Origin of the sequence: Paraburkholderia azotifigens (assembly GCF_007995085.1) — a bacterium.
Taxonomy (GTDB): Bacteria; Pseudomonadota; Gammaproteobacteria; order Burkholderiales; family Burkholderiaceae; genus Paraburkholderia; species Paraburkholderia azotifigens.
In genome coordinates, this window is record NZ_VOQS01000001.1 from 3,074,770 (window position 1) to 3,091,661 (window position 16,892).

Annotated in this window: 18 protein-coding genes; 7 read left to right on the forward strand and 11 right to left on the reverse strand. The window is 63.9% G+C overall.

The window, feature by feature from the left end; all coding sequences use genetic code 11:
- The first annotated feature begins 28 nt into the window (after nt 1–28).
- On the forward strand, nt 29–355 hold the full coding sequence (locus tag FRZ40_RS13795) for a hypothetical protein (protein WP_081767827.1): 327 nt from the start codon (nt 29–31) through the stop codon (nt 353–355).
- A 30-nt stretch (nt 356–385) separates the two neighbouring features.
- A complete protein-coding gene (locus tag FRZ40_RS13800) occupies nt 386–997 on the forward strand; it encodes a histone H1-like DNA-binding protein (protein ID WP_147234825.1) in 612 nt (203 codons plus the stop codon).
- Between the two features lie 245 nt (nt 998–1,242).
- On the opposite strand, the gene FRZ40_RS13805 is transcribed toward FRZ40_RS13800, so the two are convergent.
- From FRZ40_RS13805 to FRZ40_RS13850, 10 genes are all read right to left on the reverse strand, one after another.
- On the reverse strand, nt 1,243–1,731 hold the full coding sequence (locus FRZ40_RS13805) for an outer membrane lipoprotein (protein WP_147234399.1): 489 nt from the start codon (nt 1,729–1,731) through the stop codon (nt 1,243–1,245).
- Nucleotides 1,732–1,824: 93 nt separating this feature from the next.
- Nucleotides 1,825–2,769, reverse strand: a complete 945-nt coding sequence (locus tag FRZ40_RS13810) for a carbohydrate kinase family protein (RefSeq protein ID WP_028371779.1) — start codon at nt 2,767–2,769, stop codon at nt 1,825–1,827.
- A gap of 109 nt (nt 2,770–2,878) precedes the next feature.
- Nucleotides 2,879–3,379 (reverse strand): thiol peroxidase, encoded by a 501-nt coding sequence (gene tpx, locus FRZ40_RS13815; protein ID WP_028371780.1) that lies wholly within the window; start codon nt 3,377–3,379, stop codon nt 2,879–2,881.
- Between the two features lie 93 nt (nt 3,380–3,472).
- Nucleotides 3,473–5,242, reverse strand: coding sequence for a DUF3426 domain-containing protein (locus FRZ40_RS13820; RefSeq protein ID WP_147234400.1), 1,770 nt, complete (start codon nt 5,240–5,242; stop codon nt 3,473–3,475).
- Nucleotides 5,243–5,323: 81 nt separating this feature from the next.
- Nucleotides 5,324–6,226: a 50S ribosomal protein L11 methyltransferase gene (gene prmA, locus FRZ40_RS13825; RefSeq protein ID WP_147234401.1), complete on the reverse strand. Its 903-nt coding sequence runs from the start codon at nt 6,224–6,226 to the stop codon at nt 5,324–5,326.
- Between the two features lie 3 nt (nt 6,227–6,229).
- A complete protein-coding gene (gene accC / locus FRZ40_RS13830) occupies nt 6,230–7,597 on the reverse strand; it encodes an acetyl-CoA carboxylase biotin carboxylase subunit (RefSeq protein WP_028371783.1) in 1,368 nt (455 codons plus the stop codon).
- A gap of 142 nt (nt 7,598–7,739) precedes the next feature.
- On the reverse strand, nt 7,740–8,210 hold the full coding sequence (accB, locus tag FRZ40_RS13835; RefSeq protein ID WP_147234402.1) for an acetyl-CoA carboxylase biotin carboxyl carrier protein: 471 nt from the start codon (nt 8,208–8,210) through the stop codon (nt 7,740–7,742).
- A 68-nt stretch (nt 8,211–8,278) separates the two neighbouring features.
- Nucleotides 8,279–8,743 (reverse strand): type II 3-dehydroquinate dehydratase, encoded by a 465-nt coding sequence (gene aroQ, locus FRZ40_RS13840; RefSeq protein ID WP_028371785.1) that lies wholly within the window; start codon nt 8,741–8,743, stop codon nt 8,279–8,281.
- Between the two features lie 194 nt (nt 8,744–8,937).
- A complete protein-coding gene (locus tag FRZ40_RS13845; RefSeq protein WP_028371786.1) occupies nt 8,938–9,486 on the reverse strand; it encodes a TlpA family protein disulfide reductase in 549 nt (182 codons plus the stop codon).
- Nucleotides 9,487–9,511: 25 nt separating this feature from the next.
- Nucleotides 9,512–10,165: a UDP-N-acetylmuramate--alanine ligase gene (locus FRZ40_RS13850; RefSeq protein ID WP_147234403.1), complete on the reverse strand. Its 654-nt coding sequence runs from the start codon at nt 10,163–10,165 to the stop codon at nt 9,512–9,514.
- 204 nt (nt 10,166–10,369) lie between these two features.
- Between FRZ40_RS13850 and mpl the strand changes: the two genes are divergently transcribed.
- The 5 genes from mpl (at nt 10,370) to mtgA (ending at nt 16,269) form a co-directional block, all read left to right on the forward strand.
- Nucleotides 10,370–11,779, forward strand: a complete 1,410-nt coding sequence (gene mpl / locus FRZ40_RS13855; RefSeq protein WP_147234404.1) for a UDP-N-acetylmuramate:L-alanyl-gamma-D-glutamyl-meso-diaminopimelate ligase — start codon at nt 10,370–10,372, stop codon at nt 11,777–11,779.
- Complete coding sequence (locus FRZ40_RS13860) at nt 11,776–12,378, forward strand: YqiA/YcfP family alpha/beta fold hydrolase (protein WP_147234405.1); 603 nt, start codon at nt 11,776–11,778, stop codon at nt 12,376–12,378. The genes mpl and FRZ40_RS13860 overlap by 4 nt, the downstream gene beginning before the upstream one ends.
- Nucleotides 12,379–12,518: 140 nt before the next feature.
- Complete coding sequence (locus FRZ40_RS13865; RefSeq protein WP_147234406.1) at nt 12,519–14,612, forward strand: ribonuclease catalytic domain-containing protein; 2,094 nt, start codon at nt 12,519–12,521, stop codon at nt 14,610–14,612.
- Complete coding sequence (gene aroE / locus FRZ40_RS13870) at nt 14,609–15,481, forward strand: shikimate dehydrogenase (RefSeq protein WP_147234407.1); 873 nt, start codon at nt 14,609–14,611, stop codon at nt 15,479–15,481. Before FRZ40_RS13865 ends, aroE begins: the two co-directional genes overlap by 4 nt.
- A 59-nt stretch (nt 15,482–15,540) precedes the next feature.
- The gene (gene mtgA, locus FRZ40_RS13875) at nt 15,541–16,269 is read left to right on the forward strand and encodes a monofunctional biosynthetic peptidoglycan transglycosylase (RefSeq protein ID WP_147234408.1); all 729 of its coding nucleotides are present in this window, start codon (nt 15,541–15,543) and stop codon (nt 16,267–16,269) included.
- A gap of 75 nt (nt 16,270–16,344) precedes the next feature.
- Here mtgA and FRZ40_RS13880 read toward each other — a convergent pair whose 3' ends face one another.
- The gene (locus FRZ40_RS13880) at nt 16,345–16,860 is read right to left on the reverse strand and encodes an outer membrane protein (RefSeq protein WP_147234409.1); all 516 of its coding nucleotides are present in this window, start codon (nt 16,858–16,860) and stop codon (nt 16,345–16,347) included.
- Nucleotides 16,861–16,892 lie beyond the last annotated feature (32 nt).

Genomic DNA, 16,892 nt, shown 5'->3' on the forward strand with positions numbered 1-16,892 from the left:
CAAGTTTGGTGAGGAGCATGATCGCCTGATGCAGAGCGTGCCCGTTGTGCCGCGGACTACCGCGGCCTATAAAGATCACAGGCACTTTGCGAACCCTTCAGTGGGATGGGCAAACTTCCCCCCGGAAAAAGCCGTTCGCTACAGAGCGAGCGGTTCGATCAAACGATTGACGGCGTCGCAATCCGGCGCCGACAGGACTTGGCGCGCTGTGCCCGATGGCACGGCGCGCCTTACCGTATTCATTAGCGTAAGCGCGCTGGAGCTGCGTACGCCGATGAATAGCCCGCTTCGCAGTGGCCGCCGTGAGAAGCGTCCGCGGGAAGCGGGTTTTGACGAAGGGTGTAGTTTGAACTGACTCTCATCTGAAAACCTGAAGGAGAAAATGATGGCACTCGCCAAGAAGAAACCGGCAGCCAAGAAGGCTGCAGCAAAGAAGGTCGTCGCGAAGAAGGCTGCTCCCGCCAAGAAGGCAGCACCGGCCAAGAAGGCAGCTGTGAAGAAGGTCGCAGCGAAGAAAGTCGCAGTGAAGAAGGTTGCTGCGAAGAAGGCAGCTCCGGCGAAGAAGGCCGCTGCAAAGAAGGTCGCAACGAAGAAGGTTGCAGCGAAGAAAGTCGCCGTGAAGAAGGTTGCTGCAAAGAAGGCGGCACCGGCGAAGAAGGCCGCAGCGAAGAAGGTTGCAGCGAAGAAAGTCGCCGTGAAGAAGGTTGCTGCGAAGAAGGCAGCACCGGCGAAGAAGGCTGCAGCGAAGAAGGCCGCTGCGAAGAAGGCGCCTGCGAAAAAGGCTGCTGCCAAAAAGGCTGCGCCTGCGAAGAAGGCTGCCGCGAAGAAGGCCGCTGCTGCACCTGCGAAGAAGGCTGCGCCTGCGAAGAAGGCTGTTGCGAAGAAGGCAGCACCTGCTCCGGCTGCGCCCGCTGCTTCGACGGCGCCGGCTGCTACGGTGAAGACGGCTCTGAACCCGGCTGCAGCATGGCCGTTCCCGACGGGCAGCCGTCCGTAAGAGCTGAAGTCGTAACGGACGCATCGCGTATGCGTCCGTCGATTGAGCGAGATCGCTCGATCACATCTCATCCCGTCGCCGGGTTACTGGCGGCGGGATTTTTTTTCGTCGTGCGCGATGCCGCGCTGACCGCGCGACAGAAACACATAAGCGCCGGTCGAAAAAAAACGCATGCACAGGGGAGCACATGCGTGTGAGGTTGCCGACACGGCGCGTGGGCGCCGCCGGCAGGGAAACCGTTTAAGTCAGTGCGTGACGCGCGTCACGCCGCCGCTCGAGAGCAGGCGCACGCGCTCGCCGGCGCGGAAGATTTCGCCCGTGGCGCTTTGCGTGATCGCGCGCATGTCGCCGTTGTCGAGGCGCACGGTGATTTCGATGCCGTCGCGCATCGCCGTGCTGTTCTCAATGGTGTTGCCCGCGACAGCGCCCGCCAGGCCGCCGACGATGCCCGTCAGAATGGAACCCCGTCCGCCGCCGATCGCGCTGCCTGCCACGGCACCGAGCGCGCCGCCGCCGATTGCGCCGATGCCGCTCGGCTGCCCGTTGTTCGAGCTGATCTTCACGGCGCGCACGCTGTCGACAATGCCCATGCGGACGGTCTCTTCGCGTTGCGCCTGCGACGACGTGTAGACATCGGCAGAACTGCTGTTATACGCACAGCCCGACAAAGCGAGCGAGCTGACGATCACCGCGCCTACGACGAGGCGGCCCAACCTGCGATTCGTTGTTTTCATTCCCTAAACTCCAAACGGGGCTCACCTCGAGCCCCTCAAACGCGAACGGTCAGGCGCGCCATGTGCGCAGCGCAGAGGGCGCTGTTCGCTGTGTCAGGCGCCCTCTGGCAGTTCGTAGCCGAACGCCTGCTTGAACCGTTCGTTGATCTCCGCGCGCGACGGCGCATAGTTTTGCGGCCCTTGATGTTCGATCTTGAGCGCGCCCATCAGACTGGCGAGACGGCCCGTGGTCGCCCAGCCGAGGCCCTTCTCGATGCCGTACAGCAGGCCGCCCCGGAACGCATCGCCGCAACCCGTGGGGTCCAGCACCTGCTTCGCCTTGACGGCGGGAATTTCTTCGATGCCGCCTGCATGGTGAATCTGTGCCCCGTGCTCGCCGCGCGTGACGATCAGTGCATCGACACGGCTCGTGATTTCTTCGATCGACCAGCCCGTCTTGTTGCTCACCAGCGCAGCTTCGTAATCATTGACTGCGACGTAAGTGGCAAGTTCAATCATGCGGCGCAGCGACTCACCGTCGAACAGCGGCAGTCCCTGGCCCGGATCGAAAATGAACGGAACGCCCGCTGCCGCGAACTGTTCGGAGTGCTGGATCATGCCATCGAAGCCGTCCGGCGCGACGATGCCGAGCTTCATGCCCGGCTGGTCCGCGCGGTTCAGATGAGACTGCATCATCGCGCCCGGGTGGAACGCGGTGATCTGATTGTTCTCGAGGTCGGTGGTGATCATCGCCTGCGCCGAGTACGTGTCGGGCAGCACGCGCACGTGCTCTTTCGACAGGCCGAGCGAGTCGAGACGCTCGACGTAGAGTTGCGCATCGACAGCGCCGAGCGTCGCCATGATGCGCGCGTCGCCGCCGAGCAGATGCAGCGAGTAGGCGATATTGCCCGCGCAGCCGCCGAATTCGCGGCGCATCGTCGGCACGAGGAAGCTGACGTTCAGGATGTGGACCTGTTCCGGCAGGATGTGCTCCCGGAAGCGCCCTTCGAAAGTCATGATGTTGTCGTAGGCGAGCGAGCCGCAAATCAGCGTAGCCAAGGCGAGCGTTCCTATAAGTGTCGGTCGGAGAGAAAAAGGGCGCGACGATGTGACAGCGCCGCGCCCGATACGATACGGGTGCGGCGCTGTATCGACGCAAATGAGAAGCTTACTTCAGCGCGGCGAGTGCTGCGTCGTAGTTCGGTTCGTTCTTGATTTCGCCGACGAGTTCGGCGTGCACGACCTTGTCGTTTTCGTCGATGACCACGACCGCGCGTGCCGTCAGGCCCGTCAGCGGACCGCTCGTCACGTCGACGCCATACGCCTGCGCGAACTCATGGCCACGGAACGTCGAACCCGTGACGACGTTCTCGATGCCTTCCGTCGTGCAGAAGCGCGTCGCGGCGAACGGCAGGTCGCCCGACACGACGATCACAGCCGTGTTGCTCAGCTTCGCGGCAGCTTCGTTGAACTTGCGCGTGGAGGTTGCGCAGGTCGGCGTGTCGAGGCTCGGGACGATGTTCAGCACCTTGCGCTTGCCGGCGAAGTCGCCGAGCGTGAGCGGCTTCAGATCTTTGCCGACGAGCGAAAAGGCGGGCGCCGCCTGGCCCACGGACGGAAACGTGCCAGCGACTTCGATCGGGTTGCCACCCAGCGTGACTTGACTCATGTTGTGCTCCGAAGATTCGTCAGGGATTGACGGGATGCGCGGCCGGTTCGAGCCGGACGCGCGGACAAGCTGCTCGCGCCGCAGATCGACGGATTATGGATAGAAGATCTGCACGCGGAAGTTCGAGGCGACCGTGTCGCCGGTGTCGAGGCGCACGATCATCGTCTGCGTCGTGCGAGCGGGCAGGCCCGCCGCAATCGGCGTGCCGGGCTTCACATAGTCTTGCGGCCACAGCACGCGCCGCACGGCGATGTTGTTGTTCTCGTCGAGCAAGGTCAGTTCGACGGCGGGATACGCGAGCGCGATATCGAAACGGTTGCGCAGCGGCATTTTCAGTTCGAGCTTGTGCGGACCGTCGACCTGCCGCAGATCCGACGGCTCGACCAGCAATCCGTCGATATCGCGCGGCGGTTCGATCTTGCAGCCGAGATTCGAGCAGGCCTTCACAAACAGCGCCTGCGAATCCGGCCACGCGACCATTACCGTTTCGCGTTGCCACCAGGCGAGCTGCACGAGCAGCAAACAGCCGAGCAGACCCGCCCCGACGCCGCCCGCGATCTGCCACATGAGACGCTTTGTTTCGGGCTCGCGCGGCTCGCGCGTGACGGCGAACGCGTCGTCGTCGCCTCCGTGCGTCGCGGCAAACGGGCCGCCATATGGCTCGCCATATTGATCGCGTGCACCCGTGCCTGCGCCGAAGCGCGGTTCGAGGTCGGGTTCATCCGACGATGCGCCGAAGTACGGTTCGCGCTCGCGATGCTGTCCGGCATGATCGGATGACGGCGACACAGTGCGGTCGTCGTTTTCGAATGGGGCCTGACGGGGCTTGTCGCGCAGCGGCTCGTTTAGTTCGTCGTCGAACGATTCGGGCAGGGGTGCTCCGGGGCCGCGCTTCGGCTCCGGCTGGCCGGGGTGTGTCTCGACCGGCTCGCGCAGGGACTCGGGTTCGCGCCATGCGTGCGTCGCCCGTTCGCGCATGTCCCGTTCGAAGTCGCGCGCGGGCGCGGTGTCAAAGGCCGGTTCTGCTTTCGGCTGGGTAGGCGAAACGGCGGGTTCTTCAATGCGCGGCTGAGCTTGTGCTTCGACCGTCGGCTCGAACTTCGGCTCGGTCTGCACGGCAGCGGCCGGCTCCGCTCGCTGTTCGACGCCCGCCTTGAGGTGCGGCTCGACGGGTTTGCGCGCGATCGCCTTATCGAGATTCATCGGCTCGGACTCAGTGAGTTCGAGCTTCAGCGGCGGTTGAGCTGAACGCGGAATCGTGACGGGATTGATCGGAATGGTCGACGCGTTATGGCGGATGCGCCGGTCGATCGACGCATCGGGCGCGGGCGCCCACGGATTCCACGCTTCAGCGCGGAAATCGGGCTCGTTCGGCGATGGTGCGTGTTCCGCGTCGGCAGCGGATTGCGCGGCCGACGCTTCGGTGTCGACAGCCGATTCCGTTCCAGCAGCAGTGTCGTGGAGCGCGTGCGCGTCTTCTGCTCGCGCCGTTTCGCGTTCGACTGCAGGCCCGGTGGGGCTCACGCTTGCTGGTTCTGCCGGTTCTGCCGGTTCTGCCGGTTGAGCAGGCGCCGCTTCCTGTACTTGCGTCACGACGGGCGGTGCCACAGGCTTTGCTTCGGGCGCCGCCGACTGGGCGCCGCCGTTCGCGAGCGAGTCGAGCGTGTGCGCGGTGACGTCGTCGATCGTCACGGGCTTCGCCTTGTCGATACCGACGCCGTTGCTCACGTCGAACAGGCTGCTCGATGCATCGAATACTTGCTTGCAATGGCCGCAACGCACGAGTCCGCGGCGCAGCGTGAGCTGCTCCGGTTGGAGCCTGAAGACGGTTTCGCAGAAGGGACAGCGTGTCGCTAGAAGCATATCGAGCCGAAAGACCGGTTAGCCGCCAAGATGCCAAATGAGGTGCCGAATGGGGCCGGAAGCAGACAAATATGCCTTATTCTAATTGCTTTCGCGCCGCGTTCCCGCAAGGCATACCCAACCTTCGTGTTCGCGCCACACGGCGATGTCGATCCACTGCCGGTAGACGCTCGCCACTTCTTCCGCCTGCCGCGCGAGTATGCCCGACAGCGCAATGCGCCCGCCCGGCCTGACCTTCGACGACAGCATCGAGGCCATCAGCTTCAACGGATTCGACAGAATGTTCGCGACGACGATATCGAATTCGCCTTCGGGGCAGTCGTCGGGCAAGCCGTACGTCACATCCGCGTGATTGCGTTCGCTGTTGTGGCGGGCCGATTCGACGGCTTGCGGGTCGATGTCGATACCGAAGACGGGATTCGCGCCGCATTTCTTCGCGAGAATCGCGAGAATGCCCGAGCCGCAGCCATAGTCGAGCACCGATTGATCCCTCTGCACCGACTGTTCGAGCCACTCCATGCACAGACGCGTGGTCGGATGGCTGCCCGTGCCGAACGCGAGGCCGGGATCGAGTTCGAGGACGAGCGCGTCCGGATCGGGCGCGTCGTGCCACGAAGGCACGACCCAGATGCGTTCGCCGATCGGAATCGGATCGAACTGGGATTGCGTGAGACGCACCCAGTCCTGTTCTTCGACCTCGCGCACGCTGAACGACGGCGTATCGGCGAGACCGAGTTCATTTGCAGCAGCCGCCAGCAGCACGGCCGGTTCGTGTTCCGGCGCCAGCAGCGCGATCACGCGTGAGTGAGTCCACGCGGTGCGCTCCGGCGTGAGACCGGGTTCGCCGAACAGCGGCTGCTCGTCGGGCGTATCGGCATCCGCGTCTTCGACGGACACGGACAGCGCGCCCAGTTCGAGCAGCGCATCCGACAGCGCTTCCGCGTGCTCGCGCGCGAGTTCGACGACCAGTTCCCGGTAACTCATTGCTTACGCTTCTTCCGGTGCGGCTTGCAGCTTCGCGGCCAGCCGGTTTTCGAGGTAATGGATGCTCGTGCCGCCCTCGACGAACTTCGCGTCGAGCATCAGCTCGCGATGCAGCGGGATGTTGGTCTGAATGCCTTCGACCACCATTTCCGACAGCGCGATGCGCATCCGCTTGATCGCCTGTTCGCGCGTCGCGCCGTAAGCGATCAGCTTGCCGATCATCGAATCATAGTTCGGCGGGACGAAATAGCCGTTGTATGCGTGCGAATCGACGCGAATACCGGGGCCGCCCGGCATATGCCACGACGTAAGACGTCCCGGCGACGGCGTGAACTTGAACGGATCCTCGGCGTTGATACGGCATTCGATCGCATGACCGCGGAACTGGATGTCGCGCTGACGGATCGCGAGCTTTTCGCCGGCCGCGATGCGGATCTGTTCCTGCACGATGTCGATGCCCGTGATCAGCTCGGTCACAGGGTGCTCGACCTGCACACGCGTGTTCATTTCGATGAAGTAGAACTCGCCGTTCTCGTACAGGAACTCGAACGTGCCCGCCCCGAGATAGCCCATCTTCTTGCACGCATCCGCGCAACGGTCGCCGATGCGCTCGATCAGACGGCGCGCAATGCCGGGCGCCGGCGCTTCTTCGATCACCTTCTGGTGGCGGCGCTGCATCGAGCAGTCGCGTTCGCCGAGCCACAGCGCGTTCTTGAACGAGTCGGCCAGCACCTGGATTTCGATGTGCCGCGGGTTCTCCAGGTATTTCTCCATGTAGACCTGCGGATTGCCGAACGCACGGCCGGCTTCTTCGCGCGTCATGTTGACGGCGTTGACGAGCGCGGCTTCCGTGTGCACGACACGCATGCCGCGGCCACCGCCGCCGCCTGCCGCCTTGATGATCACCGGGTAGCCGACCGAGCGCGCAATCTTCACGATCTCTTTCGGATCTTCCGGCAACGCGCCTTCCGAGCCAGGCACGCAGGGCACGCCCGTTTTGATCATCGTCTGCTTCGCGGTGACCTTGTCGCCCATCATGCGGATCGTGTCGGGACGCGGGCCGATGAACACGAAGCCCGATTGCTCGACGCGCTCGGCGAAGTCCGCGTTCTCGGACAGGAAGCCGTAGCCGGGGTGAATCGCTTCGGCATCCGTGACTTCCGCCGCGCTGATCAGCGCGGGCATGTTCAGGTAGCTCAGATTCGACGGCGCCGGTCCGATACAGACCGCCTCGTCGGCGAGCTTCACATACTTGGCTTCCTTGTCGGCTTCGGAATAGACGACGACCGTCTTGACGCCCAGTTCGCGGCACGCGCGCTGAATGCGGAGCGCGATTTCGCCACGATTGGCAATGAGGATTTTTTCAAACATAGCGGATATTCGACTCATCAATGGGCGCCGCGGGCCCGGTTGGTTCGACGGGGGCGGGCGGCTGCCTCAGAGGATCGGTGGCGCGCCCGGAGAAGTAGGGCGCGCGGATGGCGAACGGCGAGCTGGCTAAAAGCGCGCCGTATCAGCCGATCACGAACAGCGGCTGGCCGTATTCGACCGCCTGGCCGTTCTCGACGAGGATTTCCTTGATCACGCCAGCCTGGTCCGATTCGATTTCGTTCAGCAGCTTCATCGCTTCGATGATGCAGATCGTCTGGCCTTCCTTGACCGTGTCGCCCACCTGCACGAACGGATCTGCGCCCGGCGACGGCGCGCGGTAGAACGTGCCGACCATCGGCGAGGTCACGACATGACCTTGCGGCGCGGCCGCGGCGGGCGTTGCAGGTGCGCCGGCGGTCGCCTGCTCTGCGTGACCGACGGCGGCCGGTGCCGATGGCGCGAACTGCGGCGCGAAGTTGCCGGGCTGCTGGACGTAAACCGGCGGCGCGTTCTTGACGATGCGCACCTTGCCTTCGCCCTCGGTCACTTCGAGTTCGGAGATGCCGGACTCGGAGACGAGGTCGATCAGAGTCTTCAGTTTACGTAGATCCATGGGCTTTCCCCTTCAATGCGTGAAGCGCCGGCGGGTTGCCGCCAGCGCCGAATTCGTGTTTTGGGTTGTCAGTTGCGCGACGATCCAGCCGCACCAACGGCCAGCCGGTCGAGCGCATATTCGAGCGCGTACAGATAGCCCTTCCAGCCGAGGCCGCAAATGACGCCCTCTGCCTGGTCGGAGAAATACGAGTGATGCCTAAACGGTTCCCGACGATGCACGTTCGACAGATGAATCTCGACGAACGGGATGCCGACGCCCGCCAGTGCGTCCCGGATCGCCACGCTTGTGTGCGTGTACGCTGCGGGATTGATCAGGATGAAATCGGTCTTCTCGGTTCGCGCGGCCTGAATGCGGTCGACGAGCGCGCCTTCGTGATTGCTCTGGAAGGTGGCCAGTTCGACATCGGCGTCCGCTGCGCGATCGGCCAGCGCCTGATCGATCTGCGGGAGCGTGACCCGGCCATACACCTCGGGTTCCCGGGTACCGAGAAGGTTGAGGTTGGGGCCGTGCAGAACCAGCAGTCGCGTCATGGTCGCTTCGTTTTCCGTGGAATTGGGCGCACTTTAGCGCCGATTAGAGAAATTTGTCTAGTTTCTCGAACGCCCGTCACCTCTCGCGCCCTTGCCAGGATAGCAGCAACTAGCGGAACTTCTGACATTTTATTGCGAATATCGTCCAACCTGAGGCCAAACGTTCTCAACTAAATGTCAAAAAGTTGCTGACGTTATAGCGCGTCGAGCGTGCGTTTCAGCTCGTCCGGCTTGATCTGGCCGAGTTTTGTCGACCGTACGACGCCTTTGGCATCAATTACGACCGTGTAAGGCAAACCGCCTGCGTTGTTGCCGAATGCGCGCGCGAGGTCCGCGCCGCCGAAGCCGGCGACGTAGATGGGATAGTTGACGGGCACCTTTTGCAGGAACGCCTTGATGTTCTTGTCCGAATCGACGCCCAGACCGACGAACTCAATGCCCTTCTTCGAGTATTCCTTGTGCAGCGCCGACAGCGACGGCATTTCCTCGACGCACGGGCCGCACCACGACGCCCAGAAGTTGACGACGACGGGATGGCCCTTGAAGCCGGCAAGCGACTGCGGCGCGCCGTCGGCGTTGGTCACTTTCGCCGCCCACAGCTGGTTGACGGCGTTCGCACTGTCGGCGGGCGCTGCGTTCGCCACGCCTGCGAGATCGTTGTTGCCGAGGAGCCAGTGGCCCGCCACCGCTCCGCCGACGGTCGCGACGACGGCGACGGCCGCGATTGCCAGAATTCGCTTCATATAGTGAATGTGTCTGATCGAAGTGTTAGTTCGTGGAAGGCGCCGCGCCGCTTTCGTCGATCAGCGCCTGAACGGCGCGGATATCGGCGCGCGCAAGACGGCCGCGCGCGTTGGCGCGTACGGCGCCGCGGAGGTCGTCGGTGCCGTAAAGCGCGACGTGGATGCCTACCGGTTCGACGTCCCGGCCTTCGTTCGTCGGACGCCAGAGAAAGCTCAATGTTTCGACGTAGCCGCGCCCTGCAAAGTGCCGTGTTTCCGAAACGTCGTACTGCACGTTTGCATTCAGCAGGTAAATGGCGACTTCCTTCGGGTTGTCGCAGAACGCTTGCAGATGAATATCGGAATGTTCGCCGGCTGTCCCGCCCAGCACGGCGCCCGTCAAATAGGTATTGAACGGCGCGAGCCGCTGCATCCAGTCGAGCGCGATGTCGCGCAGCCGCCGCAGCACGGCCGGCTGGCTGTCACCCTGGAACAGCGACTGATATTCGCGGATTTCTTCCTCGATCTGGTCGTTATCGGGCAGCCATTCGCCCGCGACACGCGTCTCCCCGACGACCTGCCGCGCAGCCTTGCGCTTGGCCGTCGAGTAGTCGAGACCGTCTTCGGCGATCATTCGCGCAGCCGCGATGGCGATTTCCTCGCGCACGCGCTGCGGATCGAAGTGTGATTTGCGAACCATCCGACAATCATACTAGAGAAAGCCTGACGGCCTTTTGACGCCGCCGCGGCCCTGCGCGAGCCTCGAAAGGCGCTCTGGAATAGCACGCATGATCAAGAACGGACGGGGCTGTCGGTTACAATAGTCGTCCTTTGCGCGAGGGCTTTTTCACCTGCGGCGCGCATCTTTCTCCACGCAAAACACGCCTTGCGGCGCGACAGCTTTATGCACATTCACATCCTCGGCATCTGCGGCACGTTCATGGGTGGTCTCGCGGTTCTCGCGCGCAACGCCGGTCACACGGTGACGGGCTGCGACGCCGGCGTCTATCCGCCGATGAGCACGCAACTCGAGGCGCAAGGCATCAAGCTGATCGAAGGCTGGGGCGTCGAGCAGCTCGAACTGAAGCCGGACCTGTTCGTGGTCGGCAACGTGGTGACGCGCGGCAATCCGCTGATGGAAGAAATCCTGAATCGCGGGCTGCCGTACACGTCCGGGCCGCAGTGGCTCGGCGAGCATGTGCTGAACGGCAAGTGGGTGCTGGCCGTGGCGGGCACGCACGGCAAGACCACGACGACCTCGATGCTGACGTGGCTGCTCGAAGACGCGGGCATGAACCCGGGCTTTCTGATCGGCGGCGTGCCGCTGAACTTCGGCGTGTCGGCGCGGCTGACCGATTCGAGCTTCTTCGTGATCGAAGCCGACGAGTACGACACGGCATTTTTCGACAAGCGCTCGAAATTCGTCCATTACCGGCCGCGCACCGCGATCCTGAACAATCTGGAATTCGATCACGCGGACATCTTCGCCGATCTCGCCGCGATCGAAACGCAATTCCATCATCTCGTGCGCACGGTGCCGGGCATTGGCCGTGTCATCTCGAACGGCCGCGAGGCTGCACTCGACCGCGTGCTCTCTCGCGGCTGCTGGAGCGAGGTGGAGCGTTTCGGCGTCGAGGGCGGCTGGCAGGCGCTGCCGGCTGAAGACGGTGTCGCCGTCGACGAGCGCTTTGCCGTCTATCACAACGGCGAGCGCGTCGGCGTAGTCGACTGGCAGGCGCAGGGCGATCACAACCGGATGAACGCGATCGCCGCGATCGCCGCCGCGCGTCATATCGGCGTGCCGCCCGCGCAGGCCGCGAAGTCGCTGGCGACGTTCCGTAACGTGAAGCGCCGGATGGAAGTGCGCGGCAGCGTCGACGGCGTGACCGTCTACGACGACTTCGCGCATCACCCGACAGCGATCGAAACCACGGTCGCCGGTCTGCGCACTCGCATCGGCCGGACGAACACCCGCATTCTCGCCGTGCTGGAGCCGCGCTCGAACACGATGAAGCTCGGCGTGATGAAAGCGCAATTGCCGTCGAGTCTCGCCGACGCCGATCTCGTGTTCGGCTACGGCGCGCCGTCGGGCAAGGACGCACTCGGCTGGAATCTCGCCGAAGCGCTCGCGCCGATGGGCGACAAGGCGCAGGCGTTCAACGACATCGATACGCTCGTCAAAGCCATCGTCGGTGCCGCGCAGCCGGGCGATCAGGTGCTGGTGATGAGCAACGGCGGGTTCGGCGGCGTGCACCAGAAGCTGCTCGACGCGCTGTCGGCTCGACCGGCGGCGCAGGCGCGGGGCGTCGCGTGATTCTTTATCTGCACGGCTTCCGCTCGTCGCCCAATTCCTTCAAGGCGCGCGTGATGGCCGGGCGCCTCGCGGCGCTTGGCCGCAGCGCGGAGTGGTGCTGTCCGATGCTGCCCGTGTCGCCGCTGGAAACGGTGGCGCTCGCCGAGGAAATCGTCGCGAAGGAGAAGCCGGCGCGCGTGACGCTGGTCGGCAGTTCGCTCGGCGGCTACTTCGCGACGCATCTCGCCGAAAAGCACGGCTGGCGCGCGGTGCTGCTCAACCCGGCCGTCGTGCCGCAGCGCGATCTGAGTCACTATCTCGGCGAGCAGCCGTTGTGGCATGGCGGCGGCAGCATCGTCGTCGAGCCGCATCATCTTGATGAATTGCGTGCGTTAGGCGTCGCGCAGGTCACGCATCCCGAACGCTATTATCTGTTTGCTGCCACCGGCGACGAAGTGCTCGATTATCGCGAGATGCTCGCGCACTATCCCGGCGTGCGGACAAAGCTGATCGAAGGCAGCGACCACGCGATCAGCGAGTTTCCCGACTATGTCGACGACGTGCTCGCATTTTGCGACGCCGCCGACGCCGAGCCGCCCGCGCCACGCGAGGCGACATGATCCGATGATCCGCAGCCGAAGCGCGCCCGAAAGGCACGCGCGTTGCGGAGCACCACACAGAACACGACGCCGACGCGCGCAGACGCAAGCAGCATGCAGCACCGCGCGCCGGATGACGCAAGCCAGAACGAGAGTATTGAGTGAACGTTTTCTTCGAGGAATCGGGTAGTTTCAAGGCGGGCAGCGTGCTGTCGCGTCAAGGCGACGCGTTTCAGGTCGAACTGCCGGGCGGACGTCGCGCGAAAGTCCGCGCGAAAGACGTGCTGATCGAGTTCGACAAGCCGACGGCGGGCGAACTGATGGAACAGGCCGACGTCGTCGCGCAGGACATCGATCTGGACTTCCTGTGGGAATGCGCGCCCGAAGAGGAGTTTCCGTTTGCGACGCTCGGCGCCGAGTATTTCGGCGACACCTTCGGGCCCGTCGAGCGCGCCGCGCTGATTCTGCGCATGCACGGCTCGCCCATCTATTTCCGCCGCAAGGGGCGTGGCCAGTATCAGCGCGCGCCGGAAGAGCAGCTGAAAATGGCGCTCGCATCGCTCGAGCGCAAGCGCCAGCAGGCGCTCGTCCAGCAGGGCTATGAAGACGAACTGAAGGCGGGCCGACTTCCGGACGGCTTCCAGAGCAAGGCGCTCGGCCTCCTGACGAAGCCCGACAAAAATTCGATCGAATACAAGGCGCTCGAAGCGGCTGCGGCGGCGCGCGGCATTTCGGCAGCGCGCCTGATGCTCGAATGCGGCGGCATTCCGTCGGCTCGCGCGCTGCACGAAGCGCGCTTCCTGTCGGAATTCTTCCCGCACGGCACGGGTTTCCCACCCGTGACGGTCGGCGAATTGCCGGAAGATCTGCCGCAAGCCGAAGTCGAAGCGTTCTCGATCGACGACGTCACGACGACGGAAATCGACGATGCTTTCTCCGTCGAGCATCTGTCCGATGGCCGCGTGCGGATCGGCATTCACATCGCCGCACCGGCGCTTGGCATCGAACGCGGCGATGCCGTCGATGCGATCGCGCGTGGCCGGCTGTCCACGGTTTACATGCCGGGCGACAAGATCACGATGCTGCCCGACGGCGTGGTCGACCGCTTCACGCTCGCCGAAGGCGGGCTGCGTCCGGCGCTGTCGCTGTACAGCATCGTCAAGCGCGAAACGCAGGAGATCGTCGCGAGCGAAACGCGCGCCGAGCTCGTCTACGTGAAGAACAACCTGCGCCACAACACGCTCGATGAACTGGTGACGGAAGAGGCGCTCGCCAACGGCACGGGCGAGTATCCGCACAAGGACGATATCGCGGTGCTGTGGCCGTTCGCGCAGGCGCTGTTCGAGAAACGCCAGCTCGCGCGCGCCGGTTACGGCCTCAGGCGCGAAGTGCAGCGCAATACGGACTACAACTTCTACGTCGACGGCGAGCACATTTCGATCACGCCGCGCCGGCGCGGCTCGCCGCTCGATACGATCGTCGCCGAACTGGCGATTCTCGCGAACTCGACGTGGGGCGCGTTCCTGCACGATCACGGCGTGCCGGGCATCTATCGTTCGCAGCGCGCGTTTGGTGCGCCGACGGGCCCGAAGCGCACCCGCATGCAAACGACGGCCGCGCCGCACGAAGGTCTCGGTGTTGCGCAGTACGCGTGGAGCACGTCCCCGCTGCGCCGCTATGTCGACCTCGTCAACCAGTGGCAGCTGATCGCGTGCGTGCAGCACGGCGTGACGGCGAAGCTCGCGGCGCCGTTCAAGCCGAAAGACGCCGATCTGTTCGCCGTCGTGCAAGGTTTCGACGATACGTACACCGCGTACGCCGATCATCAGCGCCGCATGGAGTATTTCTGGTGTCTGCGCTGGCTCATGCAGGAAAACCGCAAGCAGGTGGCCGCGTCCGTCGTGAAGGGCGATCTGGTGCGCCTCGAAGAAGTGCCGCTGCTGCTGCATGTGCCGGGTCTCGGCGTGCATGCACGCGGCACGAGGCTGATGCTCGAAGTGATGTCGGTGGATGAACTGACGGTCGAAGCCTCCGTCCGTCTCCTGCACGTGATCGATGCGCCGACCGTGACAAGCGGCACGGAAGAAGAGGAAGAGGCTGACGAGGAAATCATCGACGCCGCCGACCAATCCGCCGAAAGCGAAGCCGAAGCGCAGGCCGAAGCCGATACGAACGCGGCAGGCGAAGCAGAAGGGGAACAGCGCGCCGATCAGCAGAACGACTCGACGCAGCACGCGACGGAGCAAGGCCAATGAGTTCGAATCGCACCACGCCGCGCGACAAGTACGCGGTGATCGGCAATCCGATTGCGCACAGCAAGTCGCCGTTGATCCACGCGCAGTTTGCCGAACAGACGGGCGAGCCCGTCGAGTATGGCCGCCTGCTGGCGCCCGTCGACCAGTTCGTCGCGCATGTGCGCGCGTTCATCGAAGAGGGCGGTCGCGGCATGAATGTCACCGTGCCGTTCAAGCTCGACGCGCACGCGTTCGCGACCACGCTGTCGCCGCGCGCGGCGGCAGCGGGTGCAGTCAACACGCTGCGCTTCGAGAAGGACGGCGGCGTGTACGGCGACAACACCGACGGCTTCGGCCTCGTGCGCGATATCGAAGTGAACCTCGGCGTGTCGCTCGCGGGCGCGCGCGTGCTGCTGCTCGGCGCGGGCGGCGCGGCGCGCGGGGTGGTGCTGCCGATGCTCGAACGCAAGCCGCATTCGCTGACCATCGTGAACCGCACGGCGTCGAAGGCCGACGAACTCGTCGCGCAATTCGCGAGCGCGGCCGGCGACGCTGCCTGCCGTCTCACGGGCGGCGGTGCACAGGCGATCGAAGCGGGTGCGTACGACGTGATCGTCAACGCGACCGCGAGCAGTCTCGATGCGTCGCTGCCCGAGTGCAGCGACAGCGCTTTCGGCTCGCAGACGCTCGCATACGACATGATGTACGGCGCGCAGCCGACCGTCTTCATGCAGCACGCGAGCAAGCTGGGCGCACGCGCCGCGGACGGCCTCGGCATGCTGGTGGAACAGGCGGCGGAGTCGTTCTTCGTGTGGCGCGGCGTGCGTCCCGACGGCGCGCCCGTGCTCGCGGCGCTGCGCGAGATGCTGCGCGCCACGCAGAGCGCTTGACGGCCCGCGCGCCGCGCTTAGTCTGATCGGATCATCACTGCGACGACATGGCGACGACAATGACAAAAACGAGGCGCGCGAAGGGCCGAGCCGTCAGTCCCGCCCGCTGGGTGATGTACGCCGGCGCGGTCTTCGTCGTCGCATGGATGGCGACGCAGTTGTTCTATTTCGCACAGATCGCCGTCTGGAACTACGTGAATCCGCAATCGACGGCGTTCATGCGCTCCGATGCCTGGCGTCTTTCGCAGGATCGTCCGGATCTGTCGATCCAGCACACGTGGGTGCCCTACGACCAGATCTCGCGCAATCTGAAGCGCGCGATCATCGCGTCGGAAGATGCGAATTTCGTCAATAACAACGGCTACGAGACGGACGCGATTCTGCAGGCATGGGAGAGAAACAAGGCGCGCGGCAAGATCGTCGCGGGCGGCTCGACGATCACGCAGCAACTTGCGCGCAATCTGTTCCTGTCCCGCGAGAAGAGCTATGTCCGCAAGGGCCAGGAACTGATCATCACGTGGATGCTCGAGACGCTGATGGACAAAGAGCGAATCTTCGAGATCTATCTGAATTCGGTCGAGTGGGGCAACGGCGTGTACGGCGCGGAAGCGGCGGCGCGCTACTACTTCAGGACATCGGCGGCGAAGCTGACGGCGGGGCAATCGGCACGGCTCGCCGTGATGCTGCCGAGACCGAAATACTTCGACGAGCACCGCACCTCCGGCTACCTCGCGCAGCGTGCGCGAGTGATTGCGCGAAGAATGGGTGCAGCGGAATTGCCTGAGTGACGATCCCGCTTCCGGCGTAATAAAAAACGGCGATTATCGTGCAGATAATCGCCGTTTTTGTTTCGAAGAGACCGCTTACTGGAAGCGGTAATTCGCCCCGATCACGAAACTGTTGTTCGTCCAGCGCGTGTTATCCGCATGCGTGGAGTCGTGGGTCCATTCCGAGAACAGGCTCACGTTCTTCATGAACATGTATTCGACGCCCAGCCCGTAATTGAAGCGCGGCGCCGGCCAGTCGGTGGTCACGCCAAGACGCGCGTATGGCATGAAGCGGCCAACGGGATAGCCGATCTTCGCATCGATCCCGCCATCCTTGAAGGTCGCCGAACCGTGATGCAGGTCGGCGAACAGTTCTGCACCGAGTACCACGGGTCCGGCGGTGAAGCCATAACCGGCGACGAAGCCGGGGAAGATCGTCGTGTGCGTCGGCTTGTTCGTGGCACCCGATGCGCTCGACACGTTCACGCCAAGTTTGGCGCCGACATATGCGCCAGAAAAATCGTCGACCAGTTGCTGTTGGGTCGGTTGTGCTTGCGCGGCAGCGCTAAGCGCAATGGCTGCGCATGCCAATAGAGTCTTGATTGCTGTCATGTGTAGGAACCTGAAAATCGCAAGAGCGCTTG

Bases quoted from the DNA above. Each gene is read 5' to 3' on its own strand.
- mpl (WP_147234404.1), top strand. From the start codon at position 10,370: ATGCACATTCACATCCTCGGCATCTGCGGCACGTTCATGGGTGGTCTC.
- FRZ40_RS13795 (WP_081767827.1), top strand. From the start codon at position 29: ATGCAGAGCGTGCCCGTTGTGCCGCGGACTACCGCGGCCTATAAAGAT.
- FRZ40_RS13800 (WP_147234825.1), top strand. From the start codon at position 386: ATGGCACTCGCCAAGAAGAAACCGGCAGCCAAGAAGGCTGCAGCAAAG.
- aroQ (WP_028371785.1), bottom strand. From the start codon at position 8,743: ATGACGCGACTGCTGGTTCTGCACGGCCCCAACCTCAACCTTCTCGGT.
- mtgA (WP_147234408.1), top strand. From the start codon at position 15,541: ATGACAAAAACGAGGCGCGCGAAGGGCCGAGCCGTCAGTCCCGCCCGC.
- FRZ40_RS13845 (WP_028371786.1), bottom strand. From the start codon at position 9,486: ATGAAGCGAATTCTGGCAATCGCGGCCGTCGCCGTCGTCGCGACCGTC.
- accC (WP_028371783.1), bottom strand. From the start codon at position 7,597: ATGTTTGAAAAAATCCTCATTGCCAATCGTGGCGAAATCGCGCTCCGC.
- prmA (WP_147234401.1), bottom strand. From the start codon at position 6,226: ATGAGTTACCGGGAACTGGTCGTCGAACTCGCGCGCGAGCACGCGGAA.
- FRZ40_RS13820 (WP_147234400.1), bottom strand. From the start codon at position 5,242: ATGCTTCTAGCGACACGCTGTCCCTTCTGCGAAACCGTCTTCAGGCTC.
- tpx (WP_028371780.1), bottom strand. From the start codon at position 3,379: ATGAGTCAAGTCACGCTGGGTGGCAACCCGATCGAAGTCGCTGGCACG.
- aroE (WP_147234407.1), top strand. From the start codon at position 14,609: ATGAGTTCGAATCGCACCACGCCGCGCGACAAGTACGCGGTGATCGGC.
- FRZ40_RS13805 (WP_147234399.1), bottom strand. From the start codon at position 1,731: ATGAAAACAACGAATCGCAGGTTGGGCCGCCTCGTCGTAGGCGCGGTG.
- accB (WP_147234402.1), bottom strand. From the start codon at position 8,210: ATGGATCTACGTAAACTGAAGACTCTGATCGACCTCGTCTCCGAGTCC.
- FRZ40_RS13850 (WP_147234403.1), bottom strand. From the start codon at position 10,165: ATGGTTCGCAAATCACACTTCGATCCGCAGCGCGTGCGCGAGGAAATC.
- FRZ40_RS13880 (WP_147234409.1), bottom strand. From the start codon at position 16,860: ATGACAGCAATCAAGACTCTATTGGCATGCGCAGCCATTGCGCTTAGC.